General features: G+C 73.4%; 19 protein-coding genes and 1 tRNA gene. 10 read left to right on the top strand and 10 right to left on the bottom strand.

Features of this window, described 5'->3' with window-relative positions:
* Positions 1–76: 76 nt before the first annotated feature.
* Positions 77–697 carry an RICIN domain-containing protein gene (locus JYK04_RS38650; RefSeq protein ID WP_189744509.1) on the bottom strand — a complete coding sequence of 207 codons (621 nt, stop codon included), beginning with the start codon at positions 695–697 and terminating at the stop codon, positions 77–79.
* A gap of 206 nt (positions 698–903) precedes the next feature.
* On the opposite strand from JYK04_RS38650, the gene JYK04_RS38645 reads away from it, so the two are divergent.
* Together JYK04_RS38645 and JYK04_RS38640 are read left to right on the top strand one after the other, a co-directional pair.
* The gene (locus JYK04_RS38645) at positions 904–2,544 is read left to right on the top strand and encodes a N,N-dimethylformamidase beta subunit family domain-containing protein (protein WP_229876642.1); all 1,641 of its coding nucleotides are present in this window, start codon (positions 904–906) and stop codon (positions 2,542–2,544) included.
* A 124-nt stretch (positions 2,545–2,668) separates the two neighbouring features.
* A complete protein-coding gene (locus tag JYK04_RS38640; protein ID WP_189744507.1) occupies positions 2,669–3,004 on the top strand; it encodes a hypothetical protein in 336 nt (111 codons plus the stop codon).
* A gap of 158 nt (positions 3,005–3,162) precedes the next feature.
* Here the strand turns inward: JYK04_RS38640 and JYK04_RS38635 are convergent.
* Positions 3,163–3,236, bottom strand: a tRNA-Trp gene (locus tag JYK04_RS38635).
* 183 nt (positions 3,237–3,419) lie between these two features.
* Between JYK04_RS38635 and JYK04_RS38630 the strand changes: the two genes are divergently transcribed.
* The 3 genes from JYK04_RS38630 to JYK04_RS38620 all read left to right on the top strand — a co-directional run bounded on the left by JYK04_RS38630 (position 3,420) and on the right by JYK04_RS38620 (position 6,648).
* On the top strand, positions 3,420–3,920 hold the full coding sequence (locus JYK04_RS38630; RefSeq protein WP_229876640.1) for a DUF4352 domain-containing protein: 501 nt from the start codon (positions 3,420–3,422) through the stop codon (positions 3,918–3,920).
* 108 nt (positions 3,921–4,028) lie between these two features.
* Positions 4,029–5,354 carry a glycoside hydrolase family 18 protein gene (locus tag JYK04_RS38625; protein ID WP_189744505.1) on the top strand — a complete coding sequence of 442 codons (1,326 nt, stop codon included), beginning with the start codon at positions 4,029–4,031 and terminating at the stop codon, positions 5,352–5,354.
* 88 nt (positions 5,355–5,442) lie between these two features.
* Entirely contained in the window at positions 5,443–6,648 is a 1,206-nt protein-coding gene (locus JYK04_RS38620) for a serpin family protein (RefSeq protein WP_189744503.1), read from the top strand.
* Positions 6,649–6,703: 55 nt separating this feature from the next.
* Here the strand turns inward: JYK04_RS38620 and JYK04_RS38615 are convergent, their stop codons facing one another.
* Complete coding sequence (locus JYK04_RS38615; protein WP_189744501.1) at positions 6,704–7,696, bottom strand: PfkB family carbohydrate kinase; 993 nt, start codon at positions 7,694–7,696, stop codon at positions 6,704–6,706.
* A gap of 2 nt (positions 7,697–7,698) precedes the next feature.
* Positions 7,699–8,283: a bifunctional 4-hydroxy-2-oxoglutarate aldolase/2-dehydro-3-deoxy-phosphogluconate aldolase gene (locus JYK04_RS38610; protein ID WP_229876638.1), complete on the bottom strand. Its 585-nt coding sequence runs from the start codon at positions 8,281–8,283 to the stop codon at positions 7,699–7,701.
* A gap of 188 nt (positions 8,284–8,471) precedes the next feature.
* Between JYK04_RS38610 and JYK04_RS38605 the strand changes: the two genes are divergently transcribed.
* Positions 8,472–9,251: an IclR family transcriptional regulator gene (locus JYK04_RS38605; protein WP_189744499.1), complete on the top strand. Its 780-nt coding sequence runs from the start codon at positions 8,472–8,474 to the stop codon at positions 9,249–9,251.
* 150 nt (positions 9,252–9,401) lie between these two features.
* Positions 9,402–11,033 carry a sigma-70 family RNA polymerase sigma factor gene (locus JYK04_RS38600; protein WP_189744497.1) on the top strand — a complete coding sequence of 544 codons (1,632 nt, stop codon included), beginning with the start codon at positions 9,402–9,404 and terminating at the stop codon, positions 11,031–11,033.
* Between the two features lie 48 nt (positions 11,034–11,081).
* Here JYK04_RS38600 and JYK04_RS38595 read toward each other — a convergent pair whose 3' ends face one another.
* The 4 genes from JYK04_RS38595 to JYK04_RS38580 form a co-directional block, all read right to left on the bottom strand.
* Positions 11,082–11,936, bottom strand: a complete 855-nt coding sequence (locus JYK04_RS38595; RefSeq protein WP_189744495.1) for an RNA polymerase sigma-70 factor — start codon at positions 11,934–11,936, stop codon at positions 11,082–11,084.
* Positions 11,937–11,969: 33 nt separating this feature from the next.
* Positions 11,970–12,896, bottom strand: a complete 927-nt coding sequence (locus JYK04_RS38590; protein ID WP_189744493.1) for an NAD-dependent epimerase/dehydratase family protein — start codon at positions 12,894–12,896, stop codon at positions 11,970–11,972.
* A 73-nt stretch (positions 12,897–12,969) separates the two neighbouring features.
* Entirely contained in the window at positions 12,970–14,361 is a 1,392-nt protein-coding gene (gene gad / locus JYK04_RS38585; protein WP_189744491.1) for a glutamate decarboxylase, read from the bottom strand.
* A 133-nt stretch (positions 14,362–14,494) separates the two neighbouring features.
* Complete coding sequence (locus JYK04_RS38580) at positions 14,495–15,223, bottom strand: TioE family transcriptional regulator (RefSeq protein WP_189744489.1); 729 nt, start codon at positions 15,221–15,223, stop codon at positions 14,495–14,497.
* Positions 15,224–15,281: 58 nt separating this feature from the next.
* Here JYK04_RS38580 and JYK04_RS38575 point away from each other — a divergent pair, with 58 nt between their 5' ends.
* From JYK04_RS38575 to melC2, 3 genes are all read left to right on the top strand, one after another.
* A complete protein-coding gene (locus JYK04_RS38575) occupies positions 15,282–16,535 on the top strand; it encodes an erythromycin esterase family protein (protein ID WP_189744487.1) in 1,254 nt (417 codons plus the stop codon).
* A gap of 220 nt (positions 16,536–16,755) precedes the next feature.
* Positions 16,756–17,142 carry an apotyrosinase chaperone MelC1 gene (gene melC1, locus JYK04_RS38570; RefSeq protein WP_189744485.1) on the top strand — a complete coding sequence of 129 codons (387 nt, stop codon included), beginning with the start codon at positions 16,756–16,758 and terminating at the stop codon, positions 17,140–17,142.
* The gene (melC2, locus tag JYK04_RS38565; protein ID WP_189744483.1) at positions 17,139–17,984 is read left to right on the top strand and encodes a tyrosinase MelC2; all 846 of its coding nucleotides are present in this window, start codon (positions 17,139–17,141) and stop codon (positions 17,982–17,984) included. Before melC1 ends, melC2 begins: the two co-directional genes overlap by 4 nt.
* Here the strand turns inward: melC2 and JYK04_RS38560 are convergent.
* The gene (locus JYK04_RS38560; RefSeq protein ID WP_189744481.1) at positions 17,942–18,643 is read right to left on the bottom strand and encodes a response regulator; all 702 of its coding nucleotides are present in this window, start codon (positions 18,641–18,643) and stop codon (positions 17,942–17,944) included. The genes melC2 and JYK04_RS38560 overlap by 43 nt on opposite strands.
* Complete coding sequence (locus tag JYK04_RS38555; RefSeq protein ID WP_189744479.1) at positions 18,640–20,256, bottom strand: sensor histidine kinase; 1,617 nt, start codon at positions 20,254–20,256, stop codon at positions 18,640–18,642. The genes JYK04_RS38560 and JYK04_RS38555 overlap by 4 nt, the downstream gene beginning before the upstream one ends.
* Positions 20,257–20,294: the final 38 nt, after the last annotated feature.

Genomic DNA, 20,294 nt, shown 5'->3' with positions numbered 1-20,294 from the left:
GGCCAGGTGCGGTGCCGGGCGTCGCGGGCCCGGCAAGATCCGAAAGAGACGGCCTAGGCGGTGCCGCCTGCCGAGGTCAGTCGGTCCAGACGTCCCACCATTGCTGCGACTGGAAGTTCTTCTGCCACAGCTGGACGCGGGCTCCGTTGCCCACGACGTTCGCGTCGCGGTCCATGACGATGTTGCCGCCGCCGTAGAAGCGCGCGTTGTAGATCGCACGGTCGCCCGACGGGTGGGACCAGCTCTGCTGCGGGGTGTTGTTGCAGTCCCAGATCTGCACCTTGGTGCCGTTGCGGCCACCGCCGTTGAGGTCGGCGTCCAGGCACTTGCCGGGGAAGCGGTAGCTCTCCAGTGCGCCGTTGTTCCAGAGGTACCAACGCTGCTGGGTGGTGCCGTTGCACTGCCAGATCTGGACGACCGTGCCGTTGCCGCCGCCATTCGCGTCCACGTCCAGACACTGGGTGGTGGGGCGTTTGGCGAAGTCGTTGGTGATCCGCACGGGCTGGTTCAGCAATCGCTGCGGCGCGGCGGCCGTCACGCCCTGCGCCGGTGCGGCCCAGTACACGGGCCGGGGTGCGGCCGGGGCCGGGATCGCAGTCACAGCGGCGGCATCGGCCCCGGCGGTTCCGGTCAGAGCGACGGCGAAAGCGACGGCGACGGCTGCGGTGACCGCCGCCGATCGGGTGGTACGAGGCATGTTCCCTCCCAGGTCTTCGGGTGCGTACGGGCGATGCCGCTACAGGCCGGCGTCGCCCGGCAGGTGCCGGCAAGCAGGGGAACACAGCACGGCCCCTCTCTGTCAGAACGCCGATCCGGCCATGGCGGCTTGGACCGTCCGGAGGCGGCCGCTCCTCGAGCAGGCCGGTCGAAGTGTGGGCCAGAGCATCACATAACGTGCCCTCCATGCATCAGATGTACTCGGCCGGGCCCGGCGCGGACGGCGAAGACGCGGGCAGGCGGCGGTTCCTCGCGATCGCGACGGGGGCGGCCACGGCTGCGGGGCTCGGGGCCCTGGCCGGTTGCGCAAAGGGTGACGGCGGCCACGACGGCTCACCCGGCACGGCTTCGGCGTCCGCCGCGCCCGGCGGGAAGCCGTCGCCGGCCGGGGCGCAGGGCCTCGACGTCAAGGCCGAGAACGCCCGTCCGGGCCACGCCGACTGGCCGGTGGACAAGGCCGGCCCGGCGCGGGCCATCGAGGGGTTCGCGGACAGGGTCAGCGTCCTGCCCGGCGAGTCCTTCGGGCTGCACGTGTCGACGACCGCGCCCCGGTTCACCGTCTCCGCCTACCGGATGGGCTGGTACGGCGGGGCCCGGGCCCGGCTGGTGTGGCGCTCCGAGGCCCTGCCCGGGGTCCGGCAGCCGGAGCACACGGTGGACGCCGGGACCCGGATGGTCCGCACCCGGTGGACCCGTACCGCCACGGTCACGACGACGGACTGGCCGGAGGGCAGCTACCTGCTGCGGCTGGAGGCGCAGGGCGGGGAGGGCCGGCGGTTCGTGCCGATCACCGTGCGGTCCGCGGCGACCGCCGGCCGTACGGTCGTGGTCAACGCGGTGGCCACCTGGCAGGCGTACAACCGGTGGGGCGGCTACGGCAGCTACGACGGCCCCAGCGGCGGCTTCGCCTCCCGCTCCCTCGCCGTGAGCTTCGACCGGCCGTACGAGTACGACGACGGCGCGGGCCTGTTCCTGGTGTACGAGGCTCCGCTCATCGCGCTGGCCGAGCGGCTCGGCATCCCCCTCGCCTACACGACCACCACCGACGTGGCACGGGAGAAGCGGCTCCTGGACGGGGCGGCGGCGGTGCTCTCGCTCGGACACGACGAGTACTGGTCGCCCGACCAGCGCGCCCATTTCACGGCCGCCCGCGACGCCGGTACCAACATCGCGATCCTGGGTGCGAACTGCTGCTACCGCCGGATCCGGCTGGAACCCTCCGACCTCGGGCCGGACCGCACGCTGGTCTGCTACAAGTCGTCCTACGAGCAGGACCCGGGGTTCAAGCGCGGCCATCCGGCGACGGTGGACTTCCGCTCCGCGCCCGGCGCGGACCCGGAGAGCTCGCTGCTCGGCGTGATCTACGACGGCTATCCGGTGGACGCCCCGTACGTGGTGACCAACCCCGGGCACTGGCTCTTCGAGGGCACCGGGACACGGGCGGGCGACCGCTTCGAGCACCTGGTCGGGGTCGAGTACGACAAGGTGAACACCGGTTTCCCGACGCCCCGGCCGATCGAGATCCTGGCCCACTCCCCCGTGGTGTGCGAGGGACGGCCCAGCCACCAGGACACGGCCTACTACACGGTGGCGAGCGGGGCGGGGGTCTTCGCGACCGGCACGATGCGGTGGGTGGAGGCCCTGGACGCGACCGGCGACGGCCGCAGCGGACGCAACCACGGTCTGGACGCGCGCTCGGGGGCCCTGACCACCCGGGTGACGGAGAACCTCCTGCGGGTGTTCGCGGCGGGCCCGGCCGGCCGGACCCACCCGGCGCAGGACAACGTCAACGCCGTGTACGGGGGTTCGGAGTCCGTGAGCCGATGAGCGCGACCGGGCGGCGCCCGGCTGAGCATGTGCGCGGCGGGAGATGAGTACCCCTACTCATCCCCCGCCGCCGCCGGACCCGCAGACTTGGATCATCATCCCGAGTCAGCAACAGGAGCCGGCCATGTCCGCACCGTTCGTCGCGCCCGCCCGACCCGTCCCGCCGAACAAGACCCTCGTCGTGGCGGCCGTCCTGCTGTGGGCCCTGACCGCGATGTCCCTCGTCGTCATCGGCTTCTTCGTGCTGATGATCGGCGTCTGGGGCATGGCGTCCGGCGAGGACATGACGCACCCGCTGCTCCAGGTGGCGGGCACGGTCGCCGGGGCGGCCGTGGTGGGCGCCCTGCTCTACTTCGCGCCCGGCGTCCGGCGGCTGTCGCGCGAGGCCCGCTTCACCCTGCTGGGCGCCCTGGCCTGCCCCGCACCGCTCCTCCTGGCGGCCCACCTCATGACCCTGTGACGGTCAGCGCGTACGCCGCTGTCGCAGTCGTCGAGCATCCGCGCCACCGAGTCCGGCGACAGCCGGGGGTCGGTGGCGGCCGGTCGGGGAAACAGCAACGCCCGGCCGGGAGATGTACTCCCGGCCGGGCGTGTTCGACAGGTGTGCTGTCGGTGTCGCAGGGGCGGCAGGATTCGAACCTGCGGCCTTCGGTTTTGGAGACCGGCGCTCTGACCAGCTGAGCTACACCCCTTCGGTGGGACCAACCATGACACGAACGCGCCCGGAGATCCAATCAATTCCTCCCTCGACCGGGCGCGAGTCCCGCGGAGTGCGTTCCCCGGACGTTGCCGCTCCTGTCGAACGGGCGTGGGTGGCGGGACCGCGGGGTGCGGAGGATCGTGGGGAGGGGACCCGTGGAGTGGGAGGTTCCGTCATGCCTCGAAGCCGACGACCGGGGCGGGTGCGGGGCTCGCTCCCGGCGGTCGCGCTCCTCGCGTCCACCCTGCTGGGCGCGGCCCCGGGCGGTTCGGGCGAGACGATCTCCCTCGCCGGGAACGGCCCCGGCCAGCGGCTCGACGTCACGTTGACGCAGGTGGTGGACCCGGCCCGGCCCACAGATCCGGAGCCCACCGGGAGCGACCGGCTCGTCGCGACGCGCTTCCGCCTGGAGAACACCGGGACCGCCGTCTACCAGGACTCCCCCGCACCGGCCGCGCACCTGCTGGACACCGCCGGGCAGCGGTTCACCGGCGACGACGTCCCCACCACCGCCGGGCCGGCCTTCCCCGGAACCGTCACGCTCGATCCCGGCGGCACGGCGGAGGGTTTCATCACCTTCCGGATCCCGGCGGACGCCGAACCGGCCGCGGTCCAGTTCGCCCTGAACACCGGTCTCGCCGACGACGTCGGCCAGTGGAGCCTGCCGCTCCCGTAGCGGGCGAGTTCCCACCACCCCCTTGACCGCTCTGGTCCAGACCAATAGTTTCCGGCATGCACAGCGCACGCGCACACGCCCCGCTCCCCGCATCCGCAAAGGAAGCCCATGCGCCGCAGCATGCTCGGCAGGCTGGCCGTCGCCGCCTGCTCCCTCTCCCTGCTGACCGCCTTCGCGCCCGCCGCCGCCGCGCAGGCCGACGGCGGCCACGACCGTCCGTACAAGAAGGTCGGCTACTTCACCCAATGGGGCGTCTACGGACGGGACTTCCAGGTCCAGGACCTGGAGGCGAACGGCTCCGCCGGCAAGCTCACCCACATCAACTACGCCTTCGGAAACGTCAGTCCGCAGGGCAGGTGCTTCACCGGGAACGTGCCCGGCGAGGCCGACGCCTGGGCCGACTACGTGCGCCCGCTCGACGCGGCGAACTCCGTCGACGGGGTGGCCGACACCGGCGATCAGCCGCTCGCCGGCAACTTCAACCAGCTGCGCGAGCTCAAGGCCAAGCACCCCGGCCTGAAGGTGTTGATCTCGCTGGGCGGCTGGAGCTGGTCCACGCACTTCTCGGACGCCGCGCTCACCCCGGCCTCCCGCAAGGCCTTCGTCGAGTCCTGCATCGACCTCTACATCAAGGGCAACCTCCCCCGGGACGGCGCCCGCGGCGGGGCCGGAGCGGCCGCCGGCGTGTTCGACGGGATCGACCTCGACTGGGAGTGGCCCGGTTCCGCGGGTGACACCGACACGAAGTACCGGCCCGAGGACAAGCAGAACTTCACCGCGCTGGTGAAGGAGTTCCGCACGCAGCTCGACGCGTACGCGCGGAGCCAGAAGAAGAAGACCACGTACGAACTGACCGCCTTCGTCCCGACCGCCCCCGCCAAGATCGACGCGGGCTTCGACGTCCGCCGGATCATGCGCGACCTGGACTTCGTGACCCTGCAGGGCTACGACTTCCACGTCTCCGGCGAGCCGAGGACCGCGCAGCAGTCCGCGCTCCGTGCCCGGGGCGACTTCAGCGTCGACGGCACGGTGGACGCCTGGCTCCGGCGCGGCGCGCCCGCGAACAAGCTGGTGATGGGCATGCCGTTCTACGGCCAGGGCTGGACCGGTGTCACCGGCGGCGGGGACGGCATGGGACAGCCGGCCACGGGCCCGGCACCGGCCACCTGGTCCGCCGGGTACGAGGACTACAAGGCGCTGAAGAAGCTGGCCGACTCCGGCTCCTACACGATCCACCGGGACCGGCGCGGCGGCCACGCCTGGCTCTTCGACGGCACCACCCTGTGGACGTACGACGATCCGCAGGTGCTGCGCGCCAAGACCGGGTACATCCGCGAACACGGCCTCGGCGGTGCGATGTTCTGGTCGCTCGACGCGGACACCGGGGACGGCGAGCTGATGACGGCCGTCGACCGGGGCCTGCGCGGCCGCTGACCCGGCCGCCCGGCCGCACCAGACCGGCGCCGCCGGGCCGCGGAAAACCATCCGGCCCGGCGGCGTCCCTCCACGTACGCTCCCCCGCATGAGGAACTCGACGGTACGGGCGGTCAATCAGCTGACGACGCACTGGGCCGCGGCCGCGGACACCCCGGACGGGAGCACGGGCACCGTGTTCACCGCGGCCGGGCTCTGGCCGCTGCTCGCCCTGCTCGCGGACGGCTCGGGCGGCCCGGCCCGCGCCGAACTGGCGCAGGCCCTGGACATACCTGCCGAGGCCGCGGGTCCGGCCGCCCGGGAGCTGCTGGCCGCACTGGCCGGCGTACGGGGTCTTCGGACGGCGACCGGCCTGTGGACCGGTGCCGGGCTCCCACTGGAGGAAGACTGGTCGGCGAAGCTCCCGGCCGGCGCCCGGGGGACGCTGACCGGGGACCCGGACGCCGACGCCAAGGCGCTCGACGCGTGGGCATCGGAGCGGACCAACGGGCTGATCGAACGCATGCCGGTGGTCCTGGACGAGGACACCCTGCTGGTCCTGGCCTCCGCGCTCACGCTGCGGCTGCGGTGGATCCAGCCGTTCGGCGAGTGGGTCGGGGAGCCGCACACCGGCCCGTGGGCCGGGCGCAGCGTGCGGATGCTGCACCGCAACACCTCGCTGCTCGACCGGGTCCGGGTGGCGCACGGCCCCACCGGTGCGGTCACCCTGCTGGAGATCGTCGGGGCGGCGGGCGTGGACGTCCACCTCGTACTGGGCGAGCCCGAGGCGCCGGCCGGAGGCACGCTCACCACCGGGATCGCCGCCGTCACGAGGGCCCTCCCCGCCACGGGAGCGAGCCTGCTCCCCGACGGGCGCCCCGGTCCGGGACTGGCGGTCGGCACGGTGGCCGCCTACTCCCCCGAACCCCGGCTGGACATCCAGACGGTGGCCTTCGAAGTGCGGTCGGAGCACGACCTCCTGGACCACGCCCGGCTGTTCGGGCTGGAGACCGCCACCGACACGGATCGCGGCCACTTCCCCGGCCTCAGCTCCCGGCCGCTGGCGGTCACTTCGGCCCGGCAGTCCGCGATGGCCCGGTTCGAGGCCACTGGCTTCGAGGCCGCCGCCGTCACCGCCTTCGGCATCGCCGCGGGCTGCGCGCCGACGCGGCCCAGGTACCGGACCCGCCGGGCCGAGGTGCACTTCGACAGGCCGTTCGGGTTCCTGGCCGTCCACCGGACCTCGCGGCTGGTGCTGGCGGCCGGCTGGGTCGCCGAACCCGACCCCTACGAGCCCGAGCCCGACGACTTCTAGGCCGTCTCTGATCTTGCCGGGCCCGCGACGCCCGGCAAGATCCGAAAGAGACGGCCTAGCCCGACGCCATCCGGCCGGACCGGCGGTGGGCGGCGGCCAGCGCCGCCGTCTCGCCGAAGGCGGGGACGCGCCCGGTGCCGCCTCTGCCGGACACCGAGAGGGAGGCGGCGGCCGCGCCGTACGCGACGGCGTCCGCGAGGGTGTCCCCGAGGACGAGCCGGGCGGTGGTGGTGCCGGTGAAGCAGTCCCCCGCCCCGGTCGCGTCCACGGGCTCGGGGTTGACGGGCACCGGGTGGTACGCCGCCCGCGTGCCGTCGTCCAGCAGCAGCCGGTCGGCGCCCGCGGTCACCACGACCGTACGGGCGCCCAGCGCACGGCAGCGGACGGCCGCGGCGCGCGGGTCGGCGGTGTCCACCAGGGCCCGCGCATCGGCCGGGCAGGAGGTCTTGAGCAGCCCGGTCAGCGGCGCGATCCGGCCCAGCAGCTCGCGCGCCTCGGCCGGGCCGGTCAGCCGGGAGCGGAAGTTGGGGTCGTACGTCACGTGCCCGCCCGCCCCGTGCACGAGGCGGGCCGCGGCCAGGACCGCGTCGCGGCTGCCCGGCGACAGGGCTCCGGTGATGCCGCTGGTGACGAGCGCTCCGCAGCGGGTCAGCAGGGCGCGCCAGGACGCGACGTGGCGGGGCGCGAGGGTGGAACCCGCGCTGCGGGTGCGCCAGTAGACGAACTCGCGGTCGCCGTCGGTGTCGGCGGAGAGCAGGTAGGCGCCGTTGGGGTGCGGGGCGCGGCGCACGTGGGAGACGTCCACACCGAGTCCGGCGGCCCGGCGCAGCAGCGGGACGCTCAGTTCGTCGTCGCCGACCACGGCGAGCAGGGCGGTCCGGGCGCCGGCCGCGGCCGCGGCGGCCGCCGCGTTGAGGGCGTCCCCGGAGTAGGAGATACGGGCCGGGGTGCCGTCGGCGGCCTCGCGCAGGGCGGTGCCCGCGTGGATCTCGACCAGGACCTCACCGAGTACGAGGACGTCGTAGTGCGCGTCCGCTCGTCCGGCCACGGTCAGCGCCCCGCACCGGCGAACACGGCGGCCAGTTCGCCCGGGTCGGACGGCAGGCCGCCGCCGATCCCGACGGCCGTCGCGCCGGCGGCGAGCCAGTCCGGGACCTCGGCGGGCCGGATGCCGCCGGTCGGGACGATCACCGCCCCGGGCAGGACGGCCCGGAGGGAGCGGACGAACCCGGGGCCGCCGACGTGCGCCGGGAAGACCTTGGCGGATCCGGCGGCCCGGACGGCGGCGGCGATCTCGCCGGGGGTGAACCCGCCCTCGATGAACACGGCTTCGCGGCGTACGGCCACCGCGCGGACCTCGGGGGCCGGGTAGGGGGAGATCAGGAACGCGGCGCCCGCGTCGAGGGCCGTCTCCGCCTGCGCGGTGGTGGTGACCGTGCCGACGCCGATGAGCGCCGGGCGGCCGTGGACGTCGCTCAGCGGGGCGGTTCGGGTGATGGCGGCGGGCCAGCCCGGGGTGGAGGTGGTGAGCTCGACCGCCCGGCAGCCGGCGGCGAGCAGGGCGGCGGTGCGGCGGACGGCCTCGTCGGCATCGGTGTTGCGCAGCACGGGCAGTACGCGCTGGGCCGCCAACACCGCGTAGAGAAGACTCGACGGATGGCCGGACGAATGGCCGGACGGGCGGTCTGACCGGCGGCCTGACGGGTGATCGGGCAACGGACCCTCCCCTTCGCTCCACGCGGTTGTTCCACGTAGTGGAACGGCGTACCGTATGACGGAACCGTGTGGTCTAGACCCTACCCACCCCAGGAGCGCTCGTGTCAATGGATGAAGCGGCAGCGGGCGGGCGCGCGGGACGGGCCTCCGCGGCCGGTTCCGCATCGGAGAAGTCCCTGCGCGTCCTGGAGGCGGTGGCCGCGCCCGGCGGCCCGCACCGCCTCGCCGATGTGACGGCCGCGGCCGCGGTGCCCAAGTCGAGCGCCTTCCGCATCCTGGCCTCGCTGGTCGACCAGGGCTTCGTACGCCAGGAAGCCGACAGCCGGTACGGGGTGGGGCCGCGCCTGCGCGGGCTGTCCGCCCTGGTCGGCGCCGCGGAACCGGCCGGCATCGGGCGCATCCTCGGCGAACTGCGGCGGGCCACCGGCCAGACGGTCCATCTGGCCCTGCACAGCGGGCGGACCATCACGTGCATCCGCAAGCTGGAGAGCGAGGACCAGCCCTTCCGGACGGCCTCCCGCATCGGCATGCGCATGCCGCTGCACACGACCGCGATCGGCAAGAGCATCCTGGCGCTGTTGCCCGCCGAGGAGGTACGGGAACTGATCGACGCGACCGGACTGCCGCGCCGGACGCCGCAGACGCTCACGACCGCACGGGCCCTGCACGCCCAACTGGCGGCGGTCCGCGCCCAGGGCTTCGCCCTCGACGACGAGGAGAACGAGCCCACCATCCGCTGCATCGGCGCGGCGATCCCCGGTCCGGCGGGCCGGCCGGTCGGCGGGGTCAGCGTCACCACCGTCACCTTCCTGGTCTCCCGCGAGGAGATCCAGGCGTACGCACCGGCCCTGCGCGCGGCCGCGGAGGCCCTGGCTCCGCTGCTGTGACCCCCCAGGAGGCCCCCGCTGGAAGGCCCCGGTGCGAGGTCCCGGAAACTCTCCGGGAAAATTCTTCCGGATAACTGTTATCGACGCTCCCGTCGACGGTCTCCCATGTATCGGGCATCATCGACCGCCGGTACGGACAGGGAACATCACATGACTACTCAGCACACCGCAGCGCTCGTGGCAGCGGCCCGCGCGGGCGACCTGCGCGCGCAGGACGAGCTCGTCGGCACCCATCTCCCGCTCGTCTACAACATCGTCGGGCGGGCCCTCAACGGGTCCTGCGACGTGGACGACGTGGTGCAGGACACGATGCTGCGGGCGCTCGACGGGCTGGGCGGCCTGCGCGTGGACGAGAGCTTCCGGTCCTGGCTGGTGGCGATCGCGATGAACCGCGTGCGGGCGCACTGGCAGGCCCGGCAGAGTGGTTTCGGCGAGAGCACGCTGGAGGCCGCGAGCGATGTCGCCGACCCGGGTGCCGACTTCGTCGACCTGACCGTCGCCCGCCTCCAGCTCGCCGGGCAGCGGCGCGAGACGGCCCGCGCCACCCGCTGGCTGGAGCCGGAGGACCGGGCGCTGCTGTCGCTGTGGTGGCTGGAGTGCGCCGGGGAACTGACCCGGGCCGAGGTGGCCAGTGCGCTGGAGCTGTCCCCGCAGCACACGGCGGTCCGGGTGCAGCGGATGAAGGCGCAGCTGGAGTCGGCCCGCGTGGTGGAGCGCGCGCTGGACACCCATCCGGCGTGCGAGGAGCTGCGGACCCTGATGGCGGGCTGGGACGGGCAGCCCTCGGCGCTGTGGCGCAAGCGAATAGCCCGGCACGCCCGTGAATGCGTACGTTGCTCCGGTCTGTGGAGCGGACTGGTCCCGGCGGAGGGCCTGCTGGCCGGTCTGGCCCTGGTACCGGTCTCGGCGGCCCTGCTCGCCGGGGTGAAGACGGCGGGGGCGGCCGGCTTCGCCCCCGCGAGCGTGGCCTTCGCCGAGGGTTTCGACGGGGGCTTCGGCGGCGGCTTCGACGACGCGGCGACCCAGCTCACCCCGGTGGCCGATGTGGGCGGCGGTGGCCGGGGCGCGCTGCGCAAGCGCCGGCAGAGCCGCCGCCGGGTGGTCGGCGGTGCGGTGCTCGCCGCCTGCGTCGCGGGCGGCGGGCTCGTGTACCTCGGGGGGCTGCCCGGTTCCGGTAGCACGAAGGAGGGCGCCGCCGCGGCCCCGACCCCGCTGGCCGCGCTCTCGGCGACCGAATCCGCCGCTCCGCCCTCGGAGTCGGCCTCCCCCTCCGCGTCCCCCTCGCCCTCCCCGTCGGACTCCGCCTCGCCGAGCCCGTCGGCGAGCCCGAGCCCGGCGCAGTCCAAGAGCAAGTCCCCGACCCCGAAGGCCTCGGCGGCCAAGCCGGCGCCCGCCCCGCCGTCGGGCGTGGCCGGCCAGGTCGTGGCGCTGGTCAACAGCGAGCGGGCGGCGGTCGGCTGCGGCCCCCTCAAGGAGGACCCGCAGCTGCGTGCGGCGGCCCAGGGGCACTCCGACGACATGGCGGCCCGGGACTACTTCGACCACACCAGCCCCGACGGCAAGGACCCGGGCGACCGGACCACCGCGGCCGGCTACCGCTGGTCGACGTACGGGGAGAACATCGCGCGGGGCCAGCAGACGGCCCAGTCGGTGATGGACTCCTGGATGAAGAGCCCGGGCCACAAGGCGAACATCCTCAACTGCTCCTTCAAGGACATCGGCGTGGGCATCCACCAGGGCGCGGGCGGCCCCTGGTGGACCCAGAACTTCGGCGCGCGGTAGGAAGCGGCGGGAAGCGGCCGCCCGTCCCGGTGGCGCCGGGCCCGCGCGTCAGGCGCGCAGGCCGCGCAGCTTCTCCGGGTTGACGGTGACGCGCAGTGCGGTGATCCGGCCGTCGGCGGCCTCGAAGGTCATGGCGCCGACGGTCGCGCCGTTGTGGACGAGCAGCAGGCCGGGCTCGCCGTTGATCTCGGCGGGGCGCATCGCACCCTCGCGGGCCTGGGACTTGGCCAGGACGCCGAGCCACCAGCGGGCGACGTGGTCGGCTCCGTGCAGCGGGCGGCGGGCGGCGGTGACGATGCCGCCGCCGTCGGCCCAGGAGACGATGTCGGGGGCGAGGACCGTGAGCACCTCGCCGAGGTCCCCGCCGAGGCAGGCCTGCCGGAACTTCTCGACGATCTCCCGCTGTTCGGCCGCCTTGGCGGTGAAGCGGGGGCGGCGGGCCCGGACGTGTTCGCGGGCCCGGTGCGCGGACTGGCGGACGCCGACCTCGGACTTCCCGACGACCTCGGCGATCTCGGAGTAGGAGTACCCGAACACCTCGCGGAGCATGAACACCGCGCGCTCGGTCGGGGTCAGGGTCTCCAGTACGACCAGGACCGCCATGGACACGGTGTCGGCGAGTTCGGCCTCCTCGGCGATGTCGGGAGAGGTGAGCAGGGGCTCGGGGAGCCAGGGTCCGACGTAGGCCTCGCGGACGACCTGGGCCGACCTGAGCCGGTTGAGGCTCAGGTTGGTGACGGTGCGCACCAGGTAGGCCCTGGGGTTCTCGACGGCCGTGCGGTCGGTGCGGTGCCAGGCGAGCCAGGCGTCCTGCACGATGTCCTCGGCGTCGGCGACGCTGCCCAGCATGCGGTAGGCCGTACCGAACAGCAGGCGCCGGTGCTCCTCGAATTTGTCACTCATGATCAACACGGTGTCATCCGCGGACCCGGCTGTTCAAGGGAGGTCCACGGGTCGGCTCCCGGCGAGGGCGCGCAGCCCTTCGGCGCAGTCCGCGTGGCCCGGCGCCCAGCCGAGCTCGGCCCTGGCCCGGGCGTTGGAGACGCGCATGCTGGTCGTGACCATCCGGTGGGCGTAGGGGAAGGGGCGCATCAGCCAGGTGGGCGCGCCCATCGGCTTCGGGGTGCCGTACGCCTCGGCGACCTCGCGGATGTGCGCGCCGAATCCCGTCGGGGTGTCGTCGACGATGTTGTACGCCTGCCCCGGGCGGCCGCCCTCGACGGCGAGGGCCACCGCGCGGCCGGCGTCCGCCAGGTCGACCCAGGGCAGTACGCGTCCGTGGTCGGCGACCGCCGGCACCTTGCGCCGGCGCAGCATCTCCACGAGCGGCTCGGTGCCTCCGGCGCCGTAGAAGAGTCCGAAGCGCAGCGCGATGCCCTCGATCCCGGCGGAGCCCAGCATCAGCTCCTCCTTGACCCGCATGCCTTCGAGGTGGCGTTCCACCGCGCGGTCGCCGGTCGGGGCGAACGGGTCGGTGTCCTCGGTGATCACGTGGTCGCCGAAGTCGCGGTAGCCGTAACCGAAGACCATCGACTCGGCGATGACGCGGCGGGCGCCGAGCGCGCGGGCGGCCTCCATGAGGTTCCTGGTGCCAATCGCCCGCAGGTCGTCGGTGGCGAACATGTCCTTGTGCCGCATCGGCGCGGCGCGCAGGGCGGTGGCCGCGTGCACCACCGTGTCGGCCTCGATGCCGTCGACGGCGCGCAGCAGCCCGTCACGGTCCATCAGGTCGGCCCGTACCTCGGCCCCGGGTCCGCGGCCGAGGCCGATCACGGTGTGGCCGGCCCGGGTGAGCGCCTCGGTGATGTGGCGTCCCAGGACTCCGCTCGCCCCGGCCAGCAGTACCTTCTGGGTGTCGTTCATACCTCTGGGACAAGGTGCCCCCGGTGAACGTGACGCCTGCGGGGTGCGACGCGGGTCACACCCCGGCCGCGGGTCAGTGGTGGAAGCCGGAGCGCGGCGCGGCGGCCGGTGCGGGCGGGGGCGTGGCCGTCAGGTGTTCCACGGCCGCGCGCAGGTCGGTGGCGAGCAGGGCCATCTGATCGCGGGTCACGCCGTGCCGGACGAGGACGCGTTGGATGACCGTGTCGTCGCGGTCGGCGGGCAGCGGGTACGAGGGCACCTGCCAGCCGCGCATGCGCAGCCGGTCGGAGAGGTCGTAGAGGTTGAACGGGGTGGCGTCCGGGTCGGTGAGTTTGTAGGAGACGGCGGGCAGGGCGCCCTGGCCGTCGTACAGGAGGGTGAAGGGGCCCATGTCGGCGATCTGCCGGGCCAGGTACTGGGCGGTTTCGGCGCACGCCTCCTGGACCCGCCGGTAGCCGGCCCGGCCCAGGCGCAGGAACAGGTAGTACTGCGCGATGATCTCGCCGCCCGGGCGGGAGAAGTTGAGGGCGAAGGTCGGCATGTCGCCGCCGAGGTAGTCGACGTTGAAGACGAGGTCGGCGGGGAGGAGGTCGGCGGTGCGCCAGACGATCCAGCCGACTCCCAGCGGCGCGAGCCCGTACTTGTGGCCGGAGGTGTTGACGGAGGCGACGCGCTCCAGCCGGAAGTCCCAGACCACGTCGGGGTGGAGGAAGGGCGCCACGAACCCGCCGCTCGCGCCGTCCACGTGGATGGGGACGTCCCAGCCGTGCTCGGCCTGGATCCGGTCGAGTTCGGCGGCGATCTCGGCGACGGGCTCGTAGTCGCACGTGTACGTGACGCCGAGGATGGCGACGACGCCGATGGTGTTCTCGTCGACGTACTGGGCGAGCTGATGGGCCTGCAGACCGGTGGCGCCCGCCTCGATGGGGACCTGGCGCAGTTCGACGTCGAAGTAGCGGGCGAACTTCTCCCAGCAGATCTGGACCGGTCCGCACACCAGGTTGGGGCGGTCGGTGGGCAGGCCCTCGGCGCGGCGGCGCGCGCGCCACCGCCATTTGAGGGCGAGGCCGCCGAGCATGGCGGCCTCGCTGGAGCCGGTGGTGGAGCAGCCGGCCGCGGTGGTGCCGGCGGGGGCGTTCCACAGGTCGGCCAGGATGTTGACGCACCGGGACTCGATCTCCGCGGTCTGCGGGTACTCGTCCTTGTCGATCATGTTCTTGTCGAGGCAGACGTTCATCAGGCGGTGCACGCCCTCGTCCGACCAGGTGGTGCAGAAGGTGGCCAGGTTCTGGGCCGCGTTGCCGTCCAGGAGCAGCTCGTTGCGGAGGAGTTCGTAGACCACCTCGGTGGGTGAGTGGTCCTCGGGAATTTTGTACTTGGGGAGGATCTGGCCGCTCAGCGTGGACGTGAACACGTCCGTGTCGGCGTCCTGGGCACGTACGTCCTTCGTCTCGTGGAGAGCCATATCGGGACTATATGTGCAAAAACTACTATTACCGGGTAGGACGGACGGGCGCGGGCCGACACCGCGGTGGGACAACCGGAAAGCGGCGCAGGTGATCGGCTGCGACCGGTGCGTGCCGGCTCGCGGCCGGCGGTCAGCCGCGGGCCTGGAGGTACGCGTCCAGTTCGGCCGCGCCCGCCAGCAGGGCGCGGCCGCGGGCGGAGAGGCGGGCGCGCCAGGCGGTCAGGGCGGACTCCAGGGGTGCCAGGCCGCCCGCCGTGCGGACCTGTGCGAGCAGGGGGGCGATCTGTTCCAGCAGATGTCCCCCGCGGCGGAGTTGGTGGGCCAGGCGGGCGTCCCGGACGTCGGCGTCGTCGTACACGCGGTACCCGGTCAGCGGGTCGCGGCGCGGGCGGACGAGCCCGGCGCGTTCCCATGCGCGCAGGGTCGCGGGCCGGACACCGAGTTCGCGGGCGAGCGTCCCGATGAACGTGGCGCCGGACGTGGCGCCCGGCTCGGCGGCCGCACCGGTGGGCGCCAGGGCGCGCAGGGCGTTCTCCACGGCATCGAGGGTCCGCCGGTCGGCGAGGAGTTCGGCGTGGGTCCCGTCGATGAGACGGAAGGCCTCCTCGGCCGCTTCCTCGTTCACGGCTCGCATGATCGATGCCGCCGTCGGGTGGCCGTGGCCCGGTACGAGGGCGAGGAACGCGGCCAGCGCGCGTGCGTGCAGCGGGGTGTAGGTGCGGTAGCCCTGGGGGGTCCGGTCCGCGGCCGGGAGGATGCCGGCCTCCTCGTAGTTCCTGATCGCCTGCGTGGACAGGCCGTGCCCGCGCGCCAGGTCGACCGGCCGAAGCCGTCGGCCGCTTTGAAGGTTTTGGCTCACGAAACCCAGGATAGAGCGGAAAAGTTTCCACCGAAGGTTCAACGATAGCGTTGAAGGCATGCCAATCGACATCAAGGACATCGCCCGCGCCGTCGACGCCGCCGCCGTGATGGAACCGTTCGCGGCCCGACCGCGGCTGCTCGCCCTCGGCGAGCCCACCCACGGCGAGGACACCCTGCTCGAAGTCCGCAACGAGCTCTTCCGCCAGCTCGTCGCGCACGGGGACTACCGGACGATCGCGATCGAGAGCGACTGCCTGGCGGGCCTGCTGGTCGACGCGTACGTCACCTCGGGCGCCGGCAGCCTCGACGAGGTCATGGAGCGCGGCTTCAGCCACGGGTTCGGCGCATCGGCCGCCAATCGCGAACTCGTGCGCTGGATGCGGGCGTTCAACGAGGGCCGGCCCGCGCCCGAGCGGCTCCGCTTCGCCGGGATCGACGGCCCGTTGGAGATGGCGGGTGCCGCGAGCCCACGGCAGGCCCTCACCGCGCTCCACGACCACCTCGCCCGCCACGTCGACGCCGAGCTGCTCCCCTGCACCGCGCACACGCTCGACCGCCTGCTCGGCGCCGACGACCGGTGGACCGAGCCCGCCGCGATGACGGACCCGGCCCGGTCCACGGGGCGGTCCGCCGAGGCCCGGGAGCTGCGGCTGCTCGCCGACGACCTGGTGGCGCTGCTGGAGGAGCAGACGCCGCACCTGATCGCGGCGACCTCCCGGGAGGACCTGGACCGGGCCCGCCTCTACGGACGCACCGCCACCGGCCTGCTGCGCTACCACCGCAGGATGGCCGACACCTCGGCGGCCCGCATGACCCGGCTGGTGGGCGAGCGGGGCCGGATGATGGCCGACAACCTCCTCGCCCTCGCCGCCCGGGGCCCGGTCCTCGTCCACGCCCACAACGCCCATCTCCAGCGGGAGAAGAGCGCGATGCGGATGGGCGGCAGGCCTCTGGAGTGGTGGAGCGCCGGCGCGCTGGTGAGCGCCCGGCTCGGCACGGAGTACGCCTTCCTGGCCACGGCCCTCGGCACGATCCGGCACCGGGGGGTGGACGCACCGCCGCCGGACACCCTCGAAGGCCTCCTGTACGCGCTCCCGGACGACCGCTGCGTCGTCGACGCCCGTCGGCTGGCCGCCTCCCTGGGCGACGCACCGGCACCGGCGCCCCGGGTCTCCCCCTGGTTCGGCTACGCCCCGCTCGACCCGGCCCACTTGGCCACGATCGACGGGGTCGTGTTCATCAGGGATCTTCCGGAGGTCCCCGCCACAGCCGCCCCGGAGTCACCCGGCACACCGTCGGGCCGAGTCTGACGCTCTGCTTCCAGCCGACTCTGCAGTGTGATCCCGCACATAGCGCCCCCCTCACCCTGAAGAAATTACTGTCAAGTAGAGTTTGTCCCGCAGATCTTCCCGTCCGGACCCCCGGAGCCGCTCCGGACGGGAAGATCATCCAACTTGTTCTATCGGAAACTTATCCGTCGATGTCCGGATACAGGCCAAGCCCCTCCCGGGCCCTGATACCTCTTCGGCCATGAAGAAGATCACTCGCCGTCAGGCCTTGGGGGCAACTGCCGGTGCCCTCACCGCCCTTGGCCTGACCGCTGCTGCCGCGGGCGCCACGAACGCCGCCGCGACTCCCACCGAGCCCACCACCCCGGGCACGGTCGACGAGGTCTACCAGGGCCGTCGCATCCAGATCACCGCCGGCGGAGGCGGCCACCACGGCGGCCACCACTCGCCCGGCCAGCCCACCGTCCGAATAGACGGCAGGGAACTGCACATCATGCGCAACGCCGACGGCACCTGGATCAGCGTCATCAACCACTACGAGACCTTCGCCGACCCGAAGCTGCTCGCGCGCGCCGCGGTGCGCGATCTCCAGGGCGCCGCCCTCGTTCCCTTCGGAGGTGCGGCATGACCGTCCGCAAGAACCAGGCCACGCTGACCCCCGAGGAGAAGCGCGCCTTCACCTCGGCACTGCTGGAGCTCAAGCGCAACGGCAGCTACGACCGCTTCGTCACCACCCACAACGGCTTCATCATGAGCGACACCGACTCGGGCGACCGCGTCGGCCACCGCTCCCCCTCCTTCCTGCCCTGGCACCGGCGCTTCCTCCTGGAGTTCGAGGAGGCGCTCCAGAAAGTGGACGCGAGCGTGGCGCTCCCGTACTGGGACTGGACCGTGGACCGCACCTCCCGCGCCTCCCTCTTCGCCGCCGACTTCCTCGGCGGCACCGGGCGGGCCCGCGACGGGCAGGTCATGGACGGTCCGTTCGCGTACGCGACGGGCAAGTGGAACATAAACGTCCGGGTGGACGGGCGCGCCTACCTGCGCCGTGATCTCGGCACGGCCGTCGCCCAGCTGCCGACCAAGGCCGAGGTGGACTCCGTCCTCGCCATGCCGGTCTACGACATGGCGCCCTGGAACAGCTCCTCCAACGGCTTCCGCAACCACCTGGAGGGCTGGCGCGGCGCCAACCTCCACAACCGGGTGCACGTGTGGGTCGGCGGGCAGATGTCCACCGGCGTCTCCCCCAACGACCCGGTGTTCTGGATGCACCACGCCTTCATCGACAAGCTGTGGGCCGACTGGCAGGCCAAGCACCCCCAGTCCACGTACCTGCCGGGCGCGGGCACGCAGAACGTCGTCGACCTGAACGACACCATGCGGCCCTGGAACAACGTGACCCCGGCGGACATGCTGGACCACCGGAAGTTCTACACCTTCGACACCGAACCGGCCGCCGCCAGCCAGCGGTAGTGCAGTTCGGGGCGGCCGACCTGGCCGTACCGGGGGGTGCGGTCCGCGCGGCCGGTGTCCACCAGGTGCTCCAGGTAGCGGCGGGCGGTGATCCGGGAGATCCCGGCCGCCTCGGCCGCCCCTGCTGCGGTCAGCCCCTCGGGTGCCGACCGCAGCAGGGCGGCGACCCGGTCCAGGGTCGGCGCGCTCAGCCCCTTGGGGAGCTCGGCCGGGCGGGGTGCGCGCAGGACGGCCATCGCCCGGTCGACGTCGTCCTGGCCGGCCGCCTCGCCCGCCGCCTGACGGAACTCGGCGTAGCGCAGGAGCCGTTCGCGAAGGGTGGGGAACGCGAACGGCTTCAGTACGTACTGGACCACGCCGAGGGAAACGCTCTCACGGACGACGGCCAGGTCCCGCGCGGAGGTCACCACGATCACGTCGACGGGATGGCCGGCCGCGCGCAGCCCGCGCGCGAAGCGCAGACCGTGCCCGTCGGGCAGGCCGAGGTCCAGGAGCAGCAGGTCGACGCGGGTCCGCTCCAGGAACCGGGTGGCCCCGGCGAGCGAGTGGACGGCGCCGACGGCGGTGAAGCCGGGCACCCGGCCGATGTAGAGCGCGTGCGCGTCGGCGGCCACCGGATCGTCCTCGACGATGAGCACGCGCACCTCGTCCGCGCTCATCGCGGGCCCCCCGGGCCCGCGGCGGGTGCGGACGCGACCGGCAGGCGAACCGTGAACTCCGCTCCACCGCCCGGGCCCTGCGCGGCGGTCACCGCTCCGCCGCAGCGCTCCGCCACCTGCCGGACCAGCGCGAGACCGAGGCCGCGGCCCTCGCCCTTGCCGGACCAGCCCCGGCGGAACACGTCCACCCCCTCGGGCAGCCCGGGTCCGTTGTCCGCGACCCGCAGCAGCAGCTCGTCCGACTCGGGCCGCAGCGTCACCGCGATCCGGCCCCCCGGTACGGCGGTGAGCGCGTCGACCGCGTTGTCGATGAGGTTGCCGAGCACAGTGACCAGGTCCCGGGCCGGCGGCAGTCCGCCCCCTTCGGCGAGGCTGCGGCTGTCGGCCGTGACGACCAGCTCGACGCCCCGCTCGTGCGCCTGGGCGGCCTTGCCCAGCAGCAGCGCCACCAGTACCGGCTCCCCGACCGCGGTGACCACCTCGTCGGTGAGGGCCTGGGCGAGTTCCAGCTCGGCGGTGGCGAAGTCGACCGCCTCGTCCGCGCGGCCGAGTTCGATGAGCGAGACCACCGTGTGCAGCCGGTTGGCCGCCTCGTGGGCCTGGGAGCGCAGCGCCTGGGTGAAGCCCCGCTCGTGGTCCAGCTCACCGGTCAGCGCCTGCAGTTCCGTGTGGTCGCGCAAGGTGACCACGGTGCCCCTGCGGCCTCCGCCCGCGACCGGCGAGCTGTTGACCACCAGCACCCGGTCCGCGGTCAGGTGCACCTCGTCCACCCGGGGCCGGTCCGCGAGCAGGGCGCCGGTGAGCGGGGCCGGCAGGCCGAGGTCGGCCACCCCGGTGCCGGTGACCTTTCCGGGCAGACCCAGCAGTTCACGTCCGGCGTCGTTGATCAAGGTGATCCGGCGCTGACCGTCGAGCATCAGCAGCCCCTCGCGGACCCCGTGCAGGGCCGCTTGGTGGTAGTCGTACATCCGGCTGAGCTCCGTCGCGTTCATGCCATGAGTGTGACGGCGCAGCCGCGCGTTGACGACGTACGTGCCCACGCCGCCGAGGGCGAGCGCGCCGCCCGCGACCCAGGCCAGGGCGGAGAGCTGCGCGGCGAGCCGGTCGCTGATGGCGCGGACGGTGATCCCCGCGCTGACCAGGCCGATGATCCGGCCCTCGTCCCGGAGGGGGGTGACCACGCGGATGGAGGGGCCGAGGGTGCCGGTGTACGTCTCGCTGAAGGTCTCGCCGCGCAGCGCGGGGGCGGTGTTGCCCATGAAGGGCTCGCCGATCCGGTGCGGGTCGGGGTGGGTCCAGCGCCGCCCCTCGGGGGACATGATCGTCACGAAGGCCACCCCGGAGTCCGCGCGGACCTGCTGCGCGTAGGGCTGGAGCTCGACGGACGGGTCGATCCCGCGCGCCGCTCCCCGTACGGCCTCACGTACGGACGGCGAGTCGGCCACCGCGCGGGCCACGGCCCCGGCCTGGCGCCGGGCGGCCTCCTCGGCCTGGCCCCGGGCCGTGGCGTACGCGAAAACGGCGCAGCCCGCGACGACCACGGCGACCAGCAGCACCTGCATGGCGAAGAGCTGGCCGGCGAGGCTGCGCGGGGGGCGGAGGAAGCGGAACATGGCGCTCAGTGTGCACCGGGTCGCGAACTCAATGAACG

Source organism: Streptomyces nojiriensis (assembly GCF_017639205.1).
Lineage (GTDB): Bacteria > Actinomycetota > Actinomycetes > Streptomycetales > Streptomycetaceae > Streptomyces > Streptomyces nojiriensis.
The sequence above is the reverse complement of the archived record's forward strand: the minus strand, read 5'-3'. Positions and strand labels throughout refer to the sequence as shown.